Origin of the sequence: Lysinibacillus sp. LK3 (genome assembly GCF_001043675.1) — a bacterium.
GTDB classification, from domain to species: Bacteria; Bacillota; Bacilli; order Bacillales_A; family Planococcaceae; genus Lysinibacillus; species Lysinibacillus capsici.
This window is the reverse complement of the sequence record NZ_LDUJ01000013.1, coordinates 47,599-68,294: the sequence shown is the minus strand read 5'-3', so window position 1 is coordinate 68,294 and position 20,696 is coordinate 47,599. Positions and strand designations below refer to the sequence as shown.

The 20,696-nt window shown below is 39.2% G+C and carries 17 protein-coding genes and 1 riboswitch; of the genes, 15 read left to right on the top strand and 2 right to left on the bottom strand.

Translation table 11 applies throughout. From position 1 onward, the window contains the following. Positions 1-38: 38 nt before the first annotated feature. From VK91_RS07260 to VK91_RS07190, 15 genes are all read left to right on the top strand, one after another. Positions 39-1,355 (top strand): GntP family permease, encoded by a 1,317-nt coding sequence (locus VK91_RS07260; RefSeq protein WP_048391983.1) that lies wholly within the window; start codon positions 39-41, stop codon positions 1,353-1,355. 12 nt (positions 1,356-1,367) lie between these two features. After that, complete coding sequence (locus tag VK91_RS07255; protein WP_048391982.1) at positions 1,368-2,129, top strand: 3-hydroxybutyrate dehydrogenase; 762 nt, start codon at positions 1,368-1,370, stop codon at positions 2,127-2,129. Positions 2,130-2,144: 15 nt separating this feature from the next. Further along, positions 2,145-3,329: an iron-containing alcohol dehydrogenase gene (locus VK91_RS07250; RefSeq protein ID WP_048391981.1), complete on the top strand. Its 1,185-nt coding sequence runs from the start codon at positions 2,145-2,147 to the stop codon at positions 3,327-3,329. Between the two features lie 151 nt (positions 3,330-3,480). Beyond that, positions 3,481-4,248: a 2,4-dienoyl-CoA reductase gene (gene fadH / locus VK91_RS07245; RefSeq protein ID WP_048391980.1), complete on the top strand. Its 768-nt coding sequence runs from the start codon at positions 3,481-3,483 to the stop codon at positions 4,246-4,248. 63 nt (positions 4,249-4,311) lie between these two features. Next, entirely contained in the window at positions 4,312-4,551 is a 240-nt protein-coding gene (locus VK91_RS07240) for a hypothetical protein (protein WP_048391979.1), read from the top strand. 197 nt (positions 4,552-4,748) lie between these two features. Continuing rightward, complete coding sequence (gene cbpB, locus VK91_RS07235; RefSeq protein WP_004224640.1) at positions 4,749-5,189, top strand: cyclic-di-AMP-binding protein CbpB; 441 nt, start codon at positions 4,749-4,751, stop codon at positions 5,187-5,189. Positions 5,190-5,257: 68 nt separating this feature from the next. Next, positions 5,258-6,145, top strand: coding sequence for a LysR family transcriptional regulator (locus tag VK91_RS07230; RefSeq protein WP_048391978.1), 888 nt, complete (start codon positions 5,258-5,260; stop codon positions 6,143-6,145). A gap of 161 nt (positions 6,146-6,306) precedes the next feature. Further along, the gene (locus tag VK91_RS07225; protein ID WP_048391977.1) at positions 6,307-8,700 is read left to right on the top strand and encodes a hypothetical protein; all 2,394 of its coding nucleotides are present in this window, start codon (positions 6,307-6,309) and stop codon (positions 8,698-8,700) included. Further along, positions 8,700-9,635: an ABC transporter ATP-binding protein gene (locus tag VK91_RS07220; protein ID WP_048391976.1), complete on the top strand. Its 936-nt coding sequence runs from the start codon at positions 8,700-8,702 to the stop codon at positions 9,633-9,635. The genes VK91_RS07225 and VK91_RS07220 overlap by 1 nt, the downstream gene beginning before the upstream one ends. Then, entirely contained in the window at positions 9,632-10,477 is an 846-nt protein-coding gene (locus tag VK91_RS07215; RefSeq protein WP_048391975.1) for an ABC transporter permease, read from the top strand. Before VK91_RS07220 ends, VK91_RS07215 begins: the two co-directional genes overlap by 4 nt. 12 nt (positions 10,478-10,489) lie before the next feature. Continuing rightward, on the top strand, positions 10,490-11,929 hold the full coding sequence (locus tag VK91_RS07210; protein ID WP_048391974.1) for a hypothetical protein: 1,440 nt from the start codon (positions 10,490-10,492) through the stop codon (positions 11,927-11,929). 11 nt (positions 11,930-11,940) lie between these two features. Further along, on the top strand, positions 11,941-12,936 hold the full coding sequence (locus VK91_RS07205; protein ID WP_048391973.1) for a MoxR family ATPase: 996 nt from the start codon (positions 11,941-11,943) through the stop codon (positions 12,934-12,936). Then, positions 12,933-13,808 (top strand): DUF58 domain-containing protein, encoded by an 876-nt coding sequence (locus VK91_RS07200; protein WP_048391972.1) that lies wholly within the window; start codon positions 12,933-12,935, stop codon positions 13,806-13,808. Before VK91_RS07205 ends, VK91_RS07200 begins: the two co-directional genes overlap by 4 nt. A gap of 11 nt (positions 13,809-13,819) precedes the next feature. After that, positions 13,820-15,565: a BatA and WFA domain-containing protein gene (locus VK91_RS07195; RefSeq protein ID WP_048391971.1), complete on the top strand. Its 1,746-nt coding sequence runs from the start codon at positions 13,820-13,822 to the stop codon at positions 15,563-15,565. Continuing rightward, a complete protein-coding gene (locus VK91_RS07190) occupies positions 15,549-18,146 on the top strand; it encodes a VWA domain-containing protein (protein ID WP_048391970.1) in 2,598 nt (865 codons plus the stop codon). The genes VK91_RS07195 and VK91_RS07190 overlap by 17 nt, the downstream gene beginning before the upstream one ends. Before the next feature lie 155 nt (positions 18,147-18,301). Here VK91_RS07190 and thiW read toward each other — a convergent pair whose 3' ends face one another. Then, a complete protein-coding gene (gene thiW, locus VK91_RS07185; protein WP_048391969.1) occupies positions 18,302-18,802 on the bottom strand; it encodes an energy coupling factor transporter S component ThiW in 501 nt (166 codons plus the stop codon). 94 nt (positions 18,803-18,896) lie between these two features. Continuing rightward, positions 18,897-19,004, bottom strand: a riboswitch (TPP riboswitch). A 66-nt stretch (positions 19,005-19,070) separates the two neighbouring features. Further along, positions 19,071-20,267: an MFS transporter gene (locus VK91_RS07180; protein WP_048391968.1), complete on the bottom strand. Its 1,197-nt coding sequence runs from the start codon at positions 20,265-20,267 to the stop codon at positions 19,071-19,073. Positions 20,268-20,696 lie beyond the last annotated feature (429 nt).

Sequence of the window (20,696 nt, the reverse complement as noted above, 5' to 3'; positions counted from 1 at the left end):
CAGCTCTTTTTCTAAAAAAGGGGATGGGTGGGGTGTAAATGTTAGAGTATATTGGTCTTTTTGGTAGTTTAGCATTATTAGTTTATTTAACAATGAAGGGTGTAAATCTACTTATTTCAGCACCGTTAACTGCGCTGTTAGCAGCCTTAACAAACGGTCTTGCATTTTTTCCTCAAACAGCTGATAAAGATCGGGCCAACTTTCTAACGAGCTATATGGATGGATTCACCGGATTTGTTGGTTCATGGTATTTAATGTTCATGGCGGGCGCCATTTTCGGCAAAGTCATGGAGGACACAGGCGCTGCAGATAGTGTCTCTAAATGGATTGTAGAAAAAATAGGGGTGAAATATGCCACATATGCTGTAGTTTTAGCTGCAGCAGTACTCACATATGGTGGTGTTTCAGTTTTTATCGTAGCCTTTTCAGTTTATCCAATGGCTATTAGTTTATTTAAACAAGCAAACTTTCCACGACGTTTTATTCCTGCTGCACTGGGCCTAGGTTCTGTCACATTTACGATGACATCAGCAGGCTCACCTGAGATTCAAAATTGGATACCAATTCCATATCTTGGTACAACTCCATATGCAGGTTGGCAAGTTAGTATTGTCGTGGCTATTTTTATGGCCGTTGGTGGCTCGCTTTGGCTGAATTGGATGATTAAACGCGCTGTTAACAATGGGGAAATTTTCATTGAGCGCTCCACCGATCCAGTAGCTGATGAAACAAGAAAGCTTCCGAGTCCCCTTTTGAGTCTCATACCATTATTAGTTGTTTTAGTCATTTCTTATATTTTCCATGATTCACTTGGAACCTCTGCTTTAATTGTAGCCTTAACTAGTGGCTGTATCGTTGCTTATTTAGTGAGTTACAAATATGCAAAGTCAGTTGGCGCAACATTAGCAGCAGGTGCAATGGGTGCTATTATTGCCATTGCAAATACGGCGGCTGTTGTCGGCTTTGGCGGGGTAGTAAAAGCAACACCATCCTTTGTTGCAACTGTTGATGTAATGACCAATATCCCTGGCAGTCCGCTGATTGGAGGAGCCTTAGCAATTGCGGTTATTGCTGGTTTAACAGGTTCAGCATCAGGGGGACAAACAATTGCTATGCCCTTACTAGCACCGCATTATATCGAGATGGGTGTAGATACAGAGGCGTTGCATCGGACAATCGCTATAGCATCTGGTTCCCTAGATTCATTGCCGCACGGAGGATATGTTGTGACAACCATCAATTCAGTATGTAATGAAAAGCATAAGGATGCATATATGCCATTTGGAGCTTTGACGGTTATTATCCCTATCATAGGTACAATACTTGCAATCATATTATTCTCATTAGGGATGTAGGAGGGATGAAGTATGCAAGGAAAAACGGTTTTTATTACAGGGGCAGCTCGTGGTATTGGTCTTGCTATGGCACAAGCATTTGCTGAGCAAGGGGCTAATGTTGTGATATCAGATAAAAATGAACAGCTTCTTGAGGAAGCCGTCGCACAATACCCCTCTTTAACTTCCTATATATGTGATGTGACAGAAGAACAAGCCATAAGAGAAGCCATTGATTTTACGATTAATGAATTCTCAACATTAGATATTTTAATCAATAATGCAGGATTTCAACATGTGTCGCTTATTGAGGATTTTAAGACAGAAATTTTTGAGTCAATGCAAAAAGTGATGGTCGTTGCTCCCTTTGTGGCGATGAAGTATGCGTTACCACATATGAAGAAAAATCAATTTGGTCGTATTATCAATATGGCCTCCATCAATGGCGTCATTGGGTTTGCTGGGAAGGCGGGATATAATGCAGCAAAGCATGGTGTGATTGGGCTTACTAAGGTAACGGCACTAGAGGTGGCGACAGAGGGAATTACGGTAAATGCTATTTGTCCAGGGTATGTTGACACGGAATTAGTACGTAATCAGTTTATGGATTTAGCACAGACACGGGGTATTCAAGTGGAAGAAGTTCTTGAACAAGTGTTATATCCACTTGTACCGCAAAAACGTTTACTTGATGTCTCAGAAATTACAGGACTTGCATTATATTTAGCAAGTGATGTAGCAAAGGGGTTAACCGGCCAGGCCATACTATTAGATGGTGGCTATACAGCTCAATAGCTTAGGAGGGAAAATATGATTCAAACAAAAACCATCTTTACTGTTCATTCTCCAGGAACGATTGTATATGGTCGAGATTCATTTGAAGAAGTAGGAGAGTATGCGAAAAAACTAGGTTCAAAGGCATTAATTATTAGTGATCCAATTATGGACAGTTTAGGCTTTATCAAGAAATGCCATACACTGTTAAAGACCCAAGGGATAGACGTCGTTTCATATATAGGGGTGACAACTGAGCCAGATGATACGTATGTTGCAGAGGGATTGCAGCTTTTGCAGAAAGAAAACTGTGATGTCATTATTTCTGTTGGTGGTGGTAGCTGTATTGATACGGCGAAGGCGATTGCAGTAGTGGCTACAAATGGCGGCTACATAGGAGATTATATGAAAATGGCAAAGGTTGCAGCTGAAGCACCAATTCCACACATTGCGATACCAACAACAGCAGGTACAGGCTCTGAAGCAACAGATGCCACTGTTATTACCAATACAAAAAGTGATGTGAAAATGATGATTAAGCAACCAGCTTTTATGCCCACTATAGCGATTGTTGATCCTATTTTAACCATTACCTCACCTCCAGCAATTACCGCAGCAACTGGAATAGATGCATTGAGCCATGCCATTGAGAGCTATTTATCACGTTTAGCTCATCCTTATTCGAATGTGCTCGCCTTATCTGCTATGGAATTAATTGTGAATAACATCATAAGGGTTTATGAATATGGAGATGATGTTGATGCTAGGGAAGCGATGTCATTGGGTTCGATGCAGGCAGGGCTGTCATTTTCTAATGCTTCTGTTGCCCTTGTACATGGAATGTCTCGTCCGATTGGGGCACTTTTCCACGTACCGCATGGCATCTCCAATGCGATGCTTTTACCAGCTGTACTAGATTATTCAAAAGACGCTTGTATAAATCGATTGGCAGATTTAGGACAATTTTTTAATAAAACAAAAGAACGTCTATCGCAAGAGGAACTTGCTCAGCTTGCTATTACGTCCATTAAAGATATGTGTAAGTATATGAAAATTGGCAATTTAAAGCAGTGGGGAATCGAGGAGCATGCTTATTATCAGGCCATTCCTAAAATGGCTGAGGATGCACTTGCAAGTGGGAGTCCTGGTAACAATCCGAAGATACCAACTTTAGAAGAGTTAATGGAGCTATATAAAATTGCCTATACGTATGAGTTTTAATGATATTGGAGAGCTATTCATTGAATGAATGGCTCTTTTATATTTTTTCAGAAAATAAACTCGCATTCTATAGAATTAATATGACATATTCGAGAATATATAGTAAACTTTTAGTGAATCACCATTCATTTTTAACAAAGGGGGAAATGGAATGTTGCAAGGGAAAACGATTATTATTACGGGTGGATCAAGTGGTATGGGGCTGTATATGGCAAAGCAGTTCGTAACTGAGGGAGCTAATGTTGTCATAACAGGTCGTAACGAAGAACGATTAGCAGAGGCAAAGAAATTTATAGCTGAGGCTGGTCCCTCTATTGAGACATTCCAAATGGATGTACGTGTACCTGAGCATGCTGAGGCTATGCTCGCATTTGCTATTGAAAAATTTGGTCAAGTGGATGGGCTTGTGAATAATGCAGCAGGTAACTTTATTGTACGTGCAGAGGATTTATCACCGAATGGCTGGAAGGCTGTCGTAGATATTGTATTAAATGGTACATTCTATTGCTCTTCAGCAGTAGGCAAGTATTGGATTGAGAATAAGATCAAAGGGTCTATATTAAATATGGTAGCGACGTATGCTTGGAATGCAGGAGCAGGTGTGATCCATTCAGCTGCAGCAAAAGCAGGGGTACTATCATTGACGAGAACGCTAGCTGTTGAGTGGGGGAAACAGTATGGGATTCGGGTTAATGCTATTGCACCAGGTCCGATCGAGCGTACTGGTGGAGCCGATAAGCTTTGGGAATCAGAAGCAGCGGCAGCTCGTACACTAGATTCTGTTCCACTAGGCCGTATAGGAACACCAGAAGAAATTGCTGATTTAGCTACATTTATGATGTCTAATAAAGCAAGTTATATGAATGGAGAATGTGTAACTTTGGATGGTGGGCAGTGGCTCAATCAATATCCATTCTAAAAATCTTTGCATAACGAATAGCTGGGTTGACGCATACTAAGGGTAAAGAAAGGAGTTTTGCCGATGGGTATGTGGTTAATACCAGCAATTATTGCCATTGTGATCATTTCTGCTATTTCGTTTGTTTATACGTTAAAAATAGCTAAAATGACCTCTGAACGGAAATCTGAAAATGATACCCCTATTTCAGAAACAGTTGAAGAATATGCAACGATGTTGAACCCTATTGTTTGGGTCTATGCAATTTTTTTACTTTTTTTAGGGATCATGATTTTTTACTACTGGAGTAAGGCTGGCTATTAGTTAAGAACCATCTTCATTCGGTCACGAAAAACTTGACTGGATGAAGATATTCTAAGTTTTTGCTGTAAAGGCTAAAATAATTCATTGTTCATGAAAAACTCTTCTCGGCCTGGTCATGGTCATACATAGAAAAGTTGTGATATGATGAAAGGGAAGGACTGTTCTACACAGTGAGGACAGAAAAGGAGAAGAAGTTCATGATTTCAACTAACAGCAAAGACTTATTAGCAATGCCAATTAGTGATTTTATCATTTCCTCTGAAAAAGTTGCGCATGTACAAAGTGGAAATAGTGCGGAACATGCACTCCTTGTACTAACACGTACAGGGTACTCGTCCATACCTGTATTAGATTTGAAATATCGACTTCAAGGTTTACTTAGCATGAAAATGATTACCGAATCGATTCTTGGACTTGAGCATATTGAATATGAAAAGCTACCTGATATTAAGGTTGACTCTATTATGGAAAAAGAGATCGCTGTATTGAAGCTGACGGATACTTTCCAGCGTGCTTTGGATTTAGTTATTAACCACGCCTTTTTATGTGTAGTGGACGAAGATGGTACATTCGCAGGGATATTAACAAGACGTGTTATTTTAAAGCAATTGAAAAAATATATTTATCAAAAAGAGTAGTAGCTTAAGAGGGAACTCAGATGAAAATCATGAGGCCCTCTTTGCTTGTATTGGAGGTTTACAGATTGATGGCAACAGAGGCAGAAATTTTAAAAATCTTAGCTGAAGAACGCAATATGCGGAAAGCAGCAGAACGTCTATTTTTATCCCAACCAGCCCTTTCACAACGATTGCAAACGATTGAGAAAGACTGGGGTGCACAATTATTTATTCGTTCACAAAAAGGTTTAACAGCAACACCTGCTGGTGAACAAGTTATTGCATATGCAAAGGAAATGCTAGCCAAAAAGGAAGAAATATTTGAAACGATTCAATCCTTAACGACAAAGGTAAACGGGACATTGAAAATAGCTTGTGCATCCATTGTTGGTCAGAACTGGCTACCAAAAATCTTGAAGGAGTTTGTGTCAAAATATCCAGAGGCTAAAATATCACTGATGACGGGCTGGAGTTCTGAAATTGTGAAGGCTCTTTACGAGGGCGAGGCCCATGTAGGCATTGTACGAGGCCAAGTTGACTGGAAAGGAGAAAAGATCCACCTTTTCAGAGATACTCTTTATTTAGTGGACAAAGAGGTTAAAACAATTGAAGATGTGTTAAAGACAGACCGTCCATTTATTCAATATAAGAGTGATTCCAACTATTATCAAGAAATTCAGCAATGGTGGCAGCAGCATTTTGCCTCGAATCCAAGAAAACAAATTTTAGTGGATCAAATTGAAATTTGCAAGCAAATGGCATTAAATGGTATCGGTTATGCGATCTTGCCTTCTATTACGTTAAATGACCACGATGCCATTCACAAAATCCCTCTATCAAATGATGAAAAAGAGTTTGGTCTTACACGCGATACTTGGTTAATTGGTTATGAATCCTCTTTTGAATTAAGACAAGTAGAGGCGTTTGTGGAAGTAGTGCAGGATCATGCACGGTGTTTGTTTGATTATACTAAATAGAAAATCAGGCAGCTCCAGGTTGTTTTGGAGTTGCCTTTTTGCATTGTAGAATTCTTAAGAGTTTATGAATATTAATGAAGATAACATAAGAAATGGAACAAAATGCAATATAAATCGTATAATTATGTAACCATCTATTTACATAAAAAGGGGTTGAGCTTTTGAAAAAGACAAAATGGACGGCACTGACCTTACTAGTCATGCTGGTAATGAGCTTTATCTTGCCTACAACTCAGGCAAGTGCTGCTGCTACGCTAGAGGTGAAAGCAACAGCGGGTGTTTCTGGTAAAGCGAAATATCAATCAGTAGTACCACTCCAAGTTACAGTGAAAAATAATGGAGCTGACTTCTCAGGAGATATGGCGATTAATTCATCAAATTCTTATGAGGCAGCTTCAGCACTTGTCGTTCAAATTGATATAGCAGCAGGAGAGGAAAAGACATTTACTTTCTATCTTGATGGTTTAGCTGACTATAGTTATTCGGACACCGATTTATTTGCTTTTTATGAGGGAAGCATTGAAAAAGGAAAAAAGATTGCCTATAAGGGAACTAAACGTCTGCAATCAAATTTTTTAGACCCCTCATCAACATTCATTTATACATTAACAGATAAAAGTGATCGTCTTTCTGCACTATTACGTTTATCAACATTTGTAGCTCAAAGTAATGTGGAAGTATTTAATATCAATCAATTAAAAGATTATACACTTCCAGAAGATTCGCAGGGACTTGCGATGGCCAATGTCATTGTTGTAGATGAAGTGGCTATTGCTGATTTAACACCGAAACAACAAGAAGCATTACTAAAATGGGTACAGGATGGTGGTACCTTACTTCTAGGTGCTGCTGACCAAATTAATGCTACAGCAGGGGTTTTTAAAGAGTATTTACCTTTGTCATTATCACAAGAAATGACTGCGATTTCTGCAGAAGCTTTAACTAAATTGTCAGGAGGCGGCATTTTTACACAGCCGATTTCAGTATACTCAGCTACTAGTAGTGAAGGAAGTTTACCTGTATTAACAGAAAATAATGAAGTGTTAGCAGCAAAGAAAAAAGTGGGTAGCGGGGAAGTGATTCAAACAACCTTCTCTTTAGGTGATCAACCACTTGCTTCTATGGACGGCTACGGAGCACTTTTAGCCAAAGTGATAAATATTCAAAGTATTTCACAGCAAGGAATGATGAGACAGGGACAATCTCCTCTCGATCAAATATCTTATGAACTTCGTAACATTAATGAACTATTTCCATCATTCGAAGTATCAGTGAGCTATATGCTAATTGTCATTATTCTTTATATTTTAATAATCGGGCCAATTCTTTATTTTGTCTTGAAAAAAGCGGACAAGCGTGAACATGCATGGTGGATAATACCGTCCATCTCTGTTGTTCTTTCCATTGTTCTCTTTATTGTCGGAGCGAAGGATCGTATTGTTCAGCCACAAGTTCAACAATCTGCATTCTATAAAGTAAATGAAGACAATAGTGTAAATGGCTATTATGTAGAGTCCATTCTAACGAATCGTAGTGGGGACTTTGTGGTCAATGCTGACCAAAATACAACTGCTGTTGCATTAAGAAATTATAATAACTTCACAGGCACGATGGGACCATTACATGAATCTTCTTATATAAAAGAAAATGCTAGCGGTTCAACACTAACATTACGTGATTTAAGCTACTGGTCTGTGCAATCCTTTGGTGGAAAAACATCAGCACAAAATATCGGGAAGATGGATATAGATATAACACTGAAAAATGAAAAACTAACAGGAACAGTTAAAAATAATTTCCCGTTTGCATTAAAAGATGTCACATTAATCTCTGGTGTGAAAGAAGTAAAACTAGGTGATATTGAAGCAAATGGAACATTACAGGTAAATAAGGAACTGAAAACAACGGTTCTTCAAAAACCATCTATTTTCAATAATTATAATTATAGTTACCCATCGAAAAAGGATGAGGTAAACCCAATGCGGATTGAACGAATGAAAACTTTAGCATTGCCGCTTGTCGAAAAGGATAACCAGCCAATACTTACAGCTTGGACAGATCAAGCTGTGGTAGGTGTTGAATTAGAAACAAGTGCCAATATGTCACCGATTACGATGCTTGTTCAACCATTTAAAGGAAAAGTTGAGCTAACAGGTCCATTTACAATGAAGCGTAATAACTTCTCGTATTCAGTAGAGCCACTATCAGCAAATGGCTATTATGAAAAGATCGAGGAAGAATTGAATAAATGGTACCTATCTGAAGGGTTGTACGAAGTAACGATGACCATGCCAGATCAATTCATGGATGCCGTTGAATCACTTAATGAGCTGACAATTTCTAATAAGGATGTTTCACGTATGCAGCTATCCATTTGGAATAATGAAACGAATATATATGAGCCTTTAGTCGATACAAAGCAAGTGTTTACAGACAAGGTTTCAACATACTTTAATCAAGATGGGGAGCTTCGAATTGAAATCAAATATGGTCCCGATCCATCAGGAGAACAAACGAAGTTACCAGACATAGAGCTGAAAGGAGTGGCAAAATAATGATTGAAATTCGTGATTTAACGAAACGATACGGCTCCTTTACAGCATTAGATCATTTAAACTTATCTTTAGAAGAAGGCGTTGTATTTGGATTTGTTGGCGCAAATGGAGCAGGGAAATCAACGACATTCTCTATTTTAGCTACACTATTGTCACCGACTTCAGGAGATGCTCTGATAAATGGCAAAAGTGTTGTGAAGGAACCAAAAGAAGTTCGAAAGCAAATTGGTTATATGCCCGATTTCTTTGGTGTTTATGATCAGTTAAAAGTAGATGAATATTTAGATTTTTATGGAGCGAGCTACGGTATCCAATTAGCAGAGCGTCAAGTGTTAATTCCACAACTATTAGAACTAGTGAATTTAACAAGTAAACGCTATGAATATGTTGATTTATTATCACGTGGTATGAAGCAACGCTTATGTTTAGCTCGTGCACTCATCCATGATCCAAAGGTACTGATTCTAGATGAACCTGCATCAGGACTAGATCCGCGTGCTCGTGTGGAAATGCGAGATATTTTACGGAATTTAAAGTCTATGGGAAAAACAATTTTAATTTCGTCGCATATTTTACCTGAACTTGCTGAGATGTGTGATGAAATCGGTGTTATTGATAATGGTAAATTAATTGCACATGGAAATGTAGCCGCGATTCAGGCCCAGCTACAAGGAGAAAAGCGTATTGTGTTGAAAGTGACAGATCAATTGGATGCAGTACGAGCGTTTTTAGAGGAAGATCCTCATATTTCATCAATTGATGTCATTGAAAATCGTTTAGAAATAGCCTTTAACTATCGAGGAACAAATGCTGAGCAGGTGGCATTGCTAAAAAAAGCTATGCTTACAGATTTACCAATCTATGCATTAAGTGAAGAAGAGAAGGATTTAGAGGATGTCTTTATGGCGATTACGAAGGGAGCGGACAATCAATGATGGAAAGATTTGATAATCCAGTACTTGTTAAAGAATTGAAGTTACGCTTCCGTTCTTTTAAAAGCTTTTCAGGTTTAATGTTTTATTTAGCTGTACTGTGTATTTTCATTGCAGGGTTTTTATTGCTTACAACTGAATTTACTGGCAGAGGCTTCTTTAGACCAGAGACAAGCTTTATGATGTTTGCTGTGCTAACCATCTTGCAAATGGCATTAGTTCTTTTCATTACACCAAGTTTGACTGCTGGTGCTATCAGTAGTGAGCGCGAAAAGCAAACATTAAATATTTTATTAACAACGACACAAAGTTCTACACAAATTGTTATTGGAAAATTACTATCCTCCGTAGCATTTCTAGTATTGATGCTGGTAGCGGGATTACCACTTTACAGTCTAGTGTTTCTATTCGGTGGTGTGTCGCCTTCACAGCTTATTTCTATATTTTTATTTTATTTAGTCACTGTAGTAGCAATAGGTAGTATAGGCGTGATGTTTTCTACGATTACTAAGAGGACTATTGTTGCCATGATTGCCACATACGGCTCAATCATTTTCTTAGGAGGTATTACAGCATTCTTCTTCTTTTTAACAATGGCCTTTCATCAAATGGGCAATGCCATTGGAACAGGTGCCTCCTTTATGACCTATTTCTGGGCATCTATTAATCCAGGTGCCTTGATGCTGACACTTATTTCTCCAGAGATGGGGGATGCATTAGCAGAGCTTTCGGGTGTAGAACTACCTGTATGGATTACTTATTTAATTGCTTATGTATTCATCATTGTGCTTTGTTTAACGATTGCGATTAAAAAATTGCGTGCCAACATGAAAAGTAACCGATGAGGAGGAATTGGTATGGAGCGTCGTAAGCAATTACGAAAATATATTCAGCGTGCAAAATCGAGATTAACTCTTGAAAGGAGCATTCCCATTGCACAATACGGTTTGTTTTTGGCATTGCTTTCGAGTGCTTCTCTCGTACTTATTTCCCGACTATTTGTCTGGCCATATTATCGCCAAATAGCGTTAGGAGCCTTTATTACCGTTATTATTTCAACCATTGCTTATATTTGGTGGAAACGGGTCAAAGAGAAAGAGGCATTGCATAAACTGGATCATTATTTCTCACATAATGAATTAGTGACAGCTTTATCATTTAAAGATGATCAGGATCCTCTTGTTCAATCATTATTATCGAAAGCTATCCAAAATGCTGAAAAAGCTTTCGCAGACTTTAAGGCTCGAAAGAAAAATCTATTTCGTCCAAAGGCGTTTATCGGTTTATTTATTACAACAGTTGTACTAGCCATTCTTTATATGTTCCCAGCAGCTACGCAAATTGAAGCAATAGAGGTTGAAAAGGAGCAAGCAGTTATCGAAGATATGAAGAAGGAAGTTGCTGAATTAGAGAAGAAGGCGGAAACAAAAGAAGTAAAGGAGCAATTGCAAGAACTTCAAAATACTTTAAAAGAGGCTGAAACAGCAGAAGAAGCTTTACGAGAAGTTGTCAAAAAGCAAAAGGAGCTAGCATTAAAGGAGCAGCAATTAAAGGATAAACAAACGGCTAGTCAAGATGGCACAACAGAAGGCCAAGGATTATCGAAGGAAGAGGTTGAGCAGCTAAAAGAGCTTGCCCAAATGCAGCAAGGGCTCACAGAAAATGCAAATGCCACACAAACTGCTATGAGTAAACTTGGTAAACCAGCAAGTAACTCCTTACAAAATGCAATTGCGAGTGCCAATAATGCCAGCAGCCACAATCAAAACAGTCAACAGTCATCTGGTAATTCCCAACCTAGTAATCAACAAAGCCAGTCTAGTCAAAATAATGCTCAAAGTGGTTCTCAACAGCAAAATGGTAGTGGCCAGAGCAATGGTCAAGGCCAGGGACAAGGCCAAGGCCAGGGACAAGGCCAGGGACAAGGCCAGGGACAAGGCCAGGGACAAGGCCAAGGCCAAGGACAAGGACAGGGCCAAGGACAGGGACAAGGTCAAGGTCAGGGACAAGGTGGTCAAGGAGCAGGAAGTGGCCAAGGCGGTCGGAATTTGCTAACGACACCGAATCGAATAGGTGGGGCAAGTGAGACATCAGTAGATGGTGGCGCATTAGGAGATGGTTCCCATGTATCTGAGCAACAAGGAAATGGTCCGATAACAAAAGGTTCTATTCGACCTTATGAAGAAGTAATTGGCTCTTATAAAGACAGCTATTTAGAGAGTTCAGAGCGCTTACAATTACCGAAGGATTTACAAAATGTCGTGCAATCTTATTTCACGTCAATTGAGTCGCAGTAGGAGGAAAAGAAATGGCCTTTACAGAGCAACAGTATGTAGATATGAGTACGAAATTACAACAAGTTAAAGAAGAAATCCATCGCTTCATTGTTGGACAGGAAGAAGCAATTGATTATACCCTGTATGCAGTATTAGCGGATGGTCATGCATTGTTAGAAGGTTTACCTGGTTTAGGAAAAACGATGTTAATTCGTACCATTTCAGAGGTACTGGATCTGTCGTTTTCACGTATTCAATTTACACCAGATCTTATGCCAGCAGATATAACAGGTACGAGCATGATTGAACGTACACCCGATGGGAAGCAGCAATTTACCTTTCAACCTGGGCCAATCTTTAGTCAAATGGTATTGGCTGATGAGATAAATCGCGCAACACCCAAAACCCAAAGTGCCTTGTTGGAAGCAATGGGAGAAAAAACGGTAACCATATTAGGGGATACAAAAAAAATGGCGAGACCATTTTTCGTGCTGGCAACTCAAAACCCTATTGAAATGGAAGGAACATACCCATTACCAGAAGCACAGATGGACCGTTTCCTTTGTAAAATTCTTGTACCCTATCCAGAAAAAAGCGAACTTATGGAAATTATGAAGCGAACGACAGGTGCCCAGGAAATTGGTTTACAGAAACAGATGGATACGGATGCTCTCATTCAAGCTCAGCAAATGGTAAAGGAAGTGATGGTTGCTGATGAAATGCTAGAGTATGCAACTGATCTAGTAGTGGCTACGCATCCTGAGAGAACAGATGCGCTTGATGAGGTTAAACAATATGCAATGTATGGCAGTGGTCCACGTGGTTTGCAGAGCTTAATCAAATTGGCAAAGGCAAGAGCTTTAATGAATGGTCGTTTTCATGTTTCTGTAGCGGATATTAAATCTGTTGCTAAGCCTGTTTTACGTCATCGCATGCTGTTGAATTATGAAGGGGAGGCTTCAGGAAAAACAGCAGACGATGTGATTGATGTTATTTTAGAAAAAGTTCAGCAAGGTATTAGCAAGTGACAGCAAAATACTTATTGCCCGAAGACTGGTTAGCGAAAATCAGTCGCTTTCAAGTAGCGACGGCCTCCAAACTACGCGGGCAACATAAGGGCTCGCACCGTTCTCAACGCTTCGGGGCATCCCTTGATTTCTCGGATTTTCGAGAATACCATTTAGGAGATGATGTACGCCAAGTGGATTGGAACGTCTTTGCTCGTACAGATAAATACTTTATTAAAAGGTTTTTAGATGAGCAAGAGATGCGTGTACATATTCTACTAGATGCTACCAAATCAATGGGGCAACATGCTAAGTGGTTATTTGCTCGTCAAATTGTGGCCTCCCTCGGTCTGATGGTATTAGGTCGAGATGATCGTCTATCCTTTTCTTTTGTCCAAGATGAAGTGAAGCCACCATTTCGACGGAAGGGTACCATGTATCGCCGAGCTTTTTTACAGCTAGTAACAGATATAGAGGAAGCTAATTACTCTAATCGTTTTGCCAAGGATGCACTTAAAGCTTTACCTAAAGATAGTACCGTATTATTCATTGTTACAGATGGATTAGAGCCAATTGAGGAATGGGAACAGCTATTAAAAAGGATACCACGCTATGCTGGAGATGTTCGCATTTTGCAAATTGTAACGCAAGAAGAACTGTCACCAAATTATTCGGGTGATGTACGTCTCCTTGATCGTGAAACAGGTAATGATGTGAATGTGACGATGTCCTCTAAAGTATTAGAGTCCTACCATGCAAGACGCATACTACATGAAGAAGAATTTGAAGCCATTTGCCGTCGCTTTGGTGTTCGAAAATTACAATTGAAAGTGGAAGATGGATTGCAACATGCGATTTTCCAGCAATTATTAAAAGCACATTGGATTAGGTGAGGTGAGCCGTATTGGGCTTTAGTCAAATTATATTTAGCTGGACGGCCATCATCCCGGTCATTGTCCTACTTTATTATTTCTTTCGAAAAAAATATACAGATCAAACAGTTTCTTCGACGCTTTTTTGGTCGGAGATTATGCAGGAAACGCGAGTATCGCCTTATTTAAAGCATTTACAAAAAAATGCCCTACTATATTTACAGCTTCTTGCTTTACTGCTACTTGTTTTGGCATTGATGAATCCTTATATAAAAAAATCAACCATTGTTGGTGCACAAACCATATTTATTGTAGATACTTCAGCCACAATGCTGGCAGGTAAAGAGCAATCAACCTTTGACGCTCATAAACAGGAAATGCTGAACTTGATGAATGAATTGAATGGTCGACCTGTCACATTAATTACAACTGGTGCTGCACCAAAAGCTGTTTTACAGCAAGAAACAAACACGAGTGAAATAAAAAAAGCTATTCAAGATTTACAAGTAACCTATGAAACTGCTGAAATGAATAAGGCGCTGGATGTAGCACAGGCATTTGTGGGCGACACACCGACTTCTATCTATGTTTTTACAGATACACTTGATAAAAAGCAATTACCGATGGACAAGGATTCTGTGAAATGGCTAGTAAGAGGTGCTACAAAAGACTTAACAAATATCGCTATCACCCGCTTTGCTGCTACGACAGATGGGCAAGCTACGCTGGCACTTGTACAACTCCATAATGATACAAATACCGAGCAAAAGGTAACGCTCGCATTGAATAATGCAGAGGGTGAGGAGCTGGTAGCAGAAAGTGTCGTTGTGCCTCCAAATGAAGCCATTACGAAAACATTTAAAGATTTGCCTTTAGCAAAATCCATGACAGCTATTATTGATGCAAAAGATGATTATGACATAGACAATCAACAAACAGTTTTACTACAAACGACTACGTCAAAAATTATTGTTGATCAAGGCTTGCATCAACTGATACAAAAAGGTTTTCAAACAGTTAGTAGTGGCGTAAAAATCGTCCCTTCCTTGCAAGTCGCTGACAATCAAGATGCTACCATAATCACAAACCAATCAGCGTTATTGGAAAAGATGGACAATCCCCTCGTATTATTTGGTCGTGATGATGCAGAAAAAGTAGATGCGAATGGGACGGTAAGCACTAGCAGTGATGCATTATTTGCCTTTAGTGAACTAAAGGATGTTTATGTTAGTGCTGTTTATCCTGGTTTTGCGGACTATGAAACGATTGCTTCTGTTGGAGAAGAGCCGTTCATCCAACGCTCCCCAAAAGGAGATATCGTTGTTTTAGCCGATATTGCTGATACAGATTGGCCTTTACATCCATCATTCCCACTATTTCTATGGAGTACAGAGCAGCAGCTAACAGAATCAGTTGGGTCACTTGGGATTTTTTCACCCAATGAACAACGTGCAGTTGCTTTAGCGCAAGGAGACTGGAATGTTTATTCGCAAGAAGACGAGTTTCTTTCGTCTGTTACGAAGGGGATGCTAACTGCGCCCAAACAGCCAGGCATTTATATGGTACGCTCAAATAATGAGGAAAAACAATTGATTGTACAATTGCAAGCACAAGAACGTGTCATTGAACAAGGAACAAGTTTTACATTAGGTGATATTTCAGACAATGGAAAGGAAGAAGTGTCGATGACCTCTTTCGTGCCTTGGCTAATTGTAATTATTTTACTATTGCTTGTTTCAGAGTGGGAGGTGCAACGACGTCGTGGATTTACGAATTGATATGCCGTTAGTATTGTTGTTACTCCTTCCATTATTCTTGTATTTTGGATGGACATACTTTCATGAGCGGCAGCGACTTAAAAGAAGTCATATTGTTGTACTTACTATTCGCATAGCGGCAGCAGGCTGTTTAGTTTTTGCACTCGCAGGTCCATATCTATTATTACCAATAAAAGAAGAACAAATTGTTTATTTAGTAGACCGTTCTGCTTCTATGAATGGTACGGAAGATGAGATGGTTCAGTTTATACAGGAGAGCCTCCAATCAAAAAAAGAACCACAACTTGCGGGCATTTATTCATTTTCCTCTACTTTACAAACAGAAGCTATTTTATCTAAAACATTAAAGGAAGTACCGAAACTAACTGAAATTAAAGCTACCGATCAAACAAATATAGAACAAAGTCTACAGCTTGCTTCAGGGATTATAGATCCTAAAAAAGCAACTCGTCTTGTGCTACTAACAGATGGTAATGAGACAAAGGGCGATGCTTTAGAATTTGCTACGAAGTTGAAAGGCTCTAATATTTGTGTGGATATTAAGCCTTTTAGTCAACCAGTTGTCAATGATGTATCACTAAAAAGCTTTGTATCCCCTCAAGTTGCTTACGTTGGAGAGCAACAACAATTAGTGACAGACATACATGCAACATCAGCAGGTCAAGGCGAGCTATTACTATATGAAAATGATGAGCTTATTCATCGAGAGGCAGTTGAGCTGACTGAAGGCACGAATGTGTTTACCTATAAACATGCAGCAACAGCTGAAGGACTTGTAAAATATGAAGCCGTTGTTCAAGTTGGTCAGGATGCCATTTTTGAAAACAATAAGTTAACTAGTGTCACAATGGTTCAAAGTGAACCACATTTATTAATCGTTAATGGTTATGAAACAGCATCACCCATCGCAGCAGCACTTGGTAGTCAATCCATTGCCTATGATGTTGTAGCACCTAAAAGTTTACCAAATGAACTATCCAGCTATTTGCAATATAATGCTATCGTTTTCGACAATGTACCAGGTCATTTAGTGGGTGAAGCAAAAATGAGTGTTATTGAGCAAGCAGTCAAAAACTTTGGAGTTGGTTTTACAATGGTGGGTGGAGAAAATAGTTTTGGTCTAGGCGGCTATTTTAAAACACCGATTGAAACCTTATTGCCAGTGGAAATGGAAATTAAGGGCAAAGAGCAATTACCTTCCTTAGGATTAGTGATTGTACTTGACCGTTCTGGCAGTATGCAAGGCTCGAAGCTTGAGCTTGCTAAGGAAGCAGCGGCACGTTCTGTTGAGATGTTGCGAGATGAGGATACATTAGGATTCATCGCCTTTGATGATCGTCCTTGGGAGATTATAGAGACAGGGCCTCTTAACAGTAAAGAAGAGGCTGTGGATACTATTTTATCAGTAACACCTGGTGGGGGAACAGAAATCTATAGTTCATTAGCTAAAGCCTACGAGAACCTTGCTGATTTAAAGCTCCAACGTAAGCATATTATCCTCTTAACAGATGGGCAGTCACAGGCAGGGAACTATGAGGATTTAATTGGTGAAGGGAAAGAAGAGGGTATAACCTTATCGACAGTAGCGATTGGACAAGATGCCGATGCGAACTTATTAGAAGCGCTTAGTGACATGGGCAGTGGACGTTTCTATGATGTGATAGATGAGCAAACCATTCCTTCTATTTTATCTCGGGAAACAGCTATGATTTCCCGCACCTATATTGAGGACAATCCATTCTATCCGGCAATTTATAATGCAGCAGGATGGAACTCACTGTTTGCTAATGGTGTCCCACAAATGAATGCATATATTGGGACAACGGCAAAACAGGGGGCTACTGTTGTAGCAGAAAGCGAGAAAGAAGATCCTGTGTTAGCGCAGTGGCAATATGGTCTTGGTAAAACATTTGCCTTTACATCTGATTCAACGGGTAAATGGACTGGAGATTGGGCAAGATGGCAGAATTGGGGAGCATTTTGGCAAACACTTATTTCTCAAATGCTACCAAGCTACAATGATGTAGCCTATGATGTAAGATTGGAAGCAGATGGTTCCTTTATGATTACAGACCCTACAAATGAAGCCGCATTTTTAGATATTGTAGCGGTAAATGAAGCAGGGGAGGAGCTAGAAACACAACTTGAAACCATTTCCGCATCTCAAGTTCGAGCTGTAGTACAAGCTGAACCTGGATTAATTTTCTTCCGTATAGCAGATGAAAAGCAGGCCATTTATCAGGCAGGGCTAAGTGTTCCTTATAGTGCTGAATACGAACTACTCCCTGTAAATAACCAACTGATAGAAGAGTTAACTCAACGAACAGGAGGCACTGTTTTAAAGGAACCACAAGATGTCTTCCGTGACTTTACGACAAAAGGAGCAGATCGGCAAAATATTGCCACATGGCTACTCTTAGCGAGTATGCTTCTTTTCTTTATTGATATTACCATAAGACGTTTTGGTTGGAATTTCCTAACGAATGCGAAGAAAAAAGAGCCGCTGGTTGAGGAAAAAACTATAGAAGCAGAAGACACAAATGTAGCACAGTTGTTAAAAGGCATGAAAAAACGATCTTAAAATAGAGGAAGCAGTGCAAACTCGAATAGTTTTGCACTGCTTTTTTATATTGCATGAAATAAAGAGTTATCCCCTTTGTAAAGAGGGTAAATGAGAAGAAAAGCGATCCAAATTGGACTACCCCAGCTCAATGAATGCTCATAATTCAATCTCTCTCAATAAAGAGAAGAATTAAACCTCTTTACTAGCTCTGTTTTACGCAAGCTACTCGCAACCATTACACCTAAAATAGCACCGATCGTACTTGATGTTAAAAAGGCTGGTAGGAAGAAGAATGCTGCTACAGATGTTCCCATGAATAATTTTGCATAAGGGACGGCAATAAGTGAAGCCAGAATGCCCGTTCCGATAACTTCTCCGATACCAGCTAACCACATTTTATTGCTATATTTATAGGCAAGGGCAGCACAGAACGCACCGATGATACTACCAGGGATAGCTAGTAGAGAGCCTGTTCCAGTAAGGATACGAATGATGGCAGTGACAAAGGCAACTATAACTGTTGGTACGGGTCCAAGTATAATGGCTCCTATCACATTAATAGCATGCTGAACTGGGTAAGCACGTGCGATTCCTGTTGGGATGGATACGAAAGTAGAGCCTGCAACAGCAACGGCTACTAATAAAGCCATGACTGTTAATTTACAAATTGACATAAAGTTCACTCCTTTTGGTAAAGTTCGTGAGGAAAAATAAAAAGGCCACCCCCTTTAAACAATAGGAAGCGGCCTTGCGTGTATATAGTGACAACAGCAAGTAGCGCCACTTCCCTCCGCTAGTGTGAACTAGATCAGGTTCAAAGGGTCCGTATATTACCATATACGTCTCAGCCTTTTAAAGACTCCCCTAGTGGTTAAAATCATTCAATTTTGTGAATCAACAATAATGTAACATACTGCTAAAAATAGTCAATGATTTTTCAGACTATTTTGTATCGGGATGCATTAAATGAGGTGCTTTTTTCACTGTCCAGATGAGCGCAAGGAAGAAACAGGCTAATAATATGATAGAACCGAAAATATATGGGCTATTCATATTCCAGTCAAATAATAAACCTGCCAAAGCGGGTCCAATCATATTTCCGAGGCTCATATAGGCATTATTCAAGCCCGCAGCAAATCCCTGCTCTTTCTCTGCAAGCTTTGAGATGAGTGTATTAACAGCTGGACGAATTAATGTCGTTGCTGTAGAGAAAATTGTTGCTACAACTAAAATAAGGGCAAAGCCAGAAACAAATAATATTAAGAAAATAGCAACGGATGCAATAAATAAATTTACTAGTACTACTTTCATTTCACCATAACGATTGAACAGTGGTGTAATAATAAACATTTGTACTACTACTCCAAAAGCACCACCAACAACTAATATAATCGCTATATCTACAGGTGTGTAATTAAACTTTTCTGTCACAAATAATGACAATGTCGTTTGGAAATTTGCAATTCCAAACGAGAACACCAGCATAATTATGAGCATAACAAAATAAGGCATATGTATGGAACGAGCCATTTGCTTCGCCAGATTGTCTTGCTTTTGTTTCTGTTGAGCAGTGTTTGGTTTGGTAGAAGGTAATAAAAAGTAAGATAAAATAGATGCTACAATGGCTGCAGCTCCAGCTGTGAAAAATGGGAAATGTAAGCTTACCTTTGCTAAAAAGCCACCAATACCAGGTCCAATCATAAAGCCAAGAGACATAGCGGCACCCAACATCCCCATACCTTTCCCACGTTCTTCATAGGTTGTGACGTCAGCGACAAAAGCCATAATAGGAGGTGCAACAAATGCGGAACCTAGACCACCTAAAAATCGTGCTAAAAAGAGCATCCATACATCTGTAGCAAGGCCAAATCCGATTTGTGCAAGACCTGTTACGATAAGACCGAAAATAATTAAATTTTTTCGTCCGTACTGATCTGAAAGATTCCCAGCAATAGGAGAAAATACGAATTGAGCTAAGGCGAACGTTGCGATTAGCATACCTAGAACTTGTCCTGCTGCACCAAATATTTTTAAATACTCTGGCATGACAGGAATAATAATGCCAATACTCCCCATTGCGATAAACATATTAAACATTAAAATATACAAAGCCGCCTTATTGGACTTCTGCTGGGTCATCGAATGAACCCCCTTTTTGTAATCAAATATAGTACAGTCTATCATAAAGAATTATTGCTTGGCTAATAGTTAAGATTATAGTACTGGTTCTATATTTAGAATGGTTTTCCACAAAAGTTTTTATCCACGCACCTATGCATGATGAAATAATACATTTTAGTCATAAAAGTTGAGGGAAAAGAAGCTATGGGAGGATAAATTAGTAAAGCAACAACAATTGAGGGACTTCTCTTATAAAGGGAGATTAAAAATTTGGAGAGTCTGTCTGTAATGGCATAAAGCATGGCTATAAATTGTAGCGATGTTGAGCGTTAGAAGTTATGGACTATCAAAAGTACACTAATGTGAGAATCTATTAAAATTTAGATAAAATATTTTATAAATATAATAATGCAAATAGTCGATTGAAAATGTTCTTAGTTTAATAAA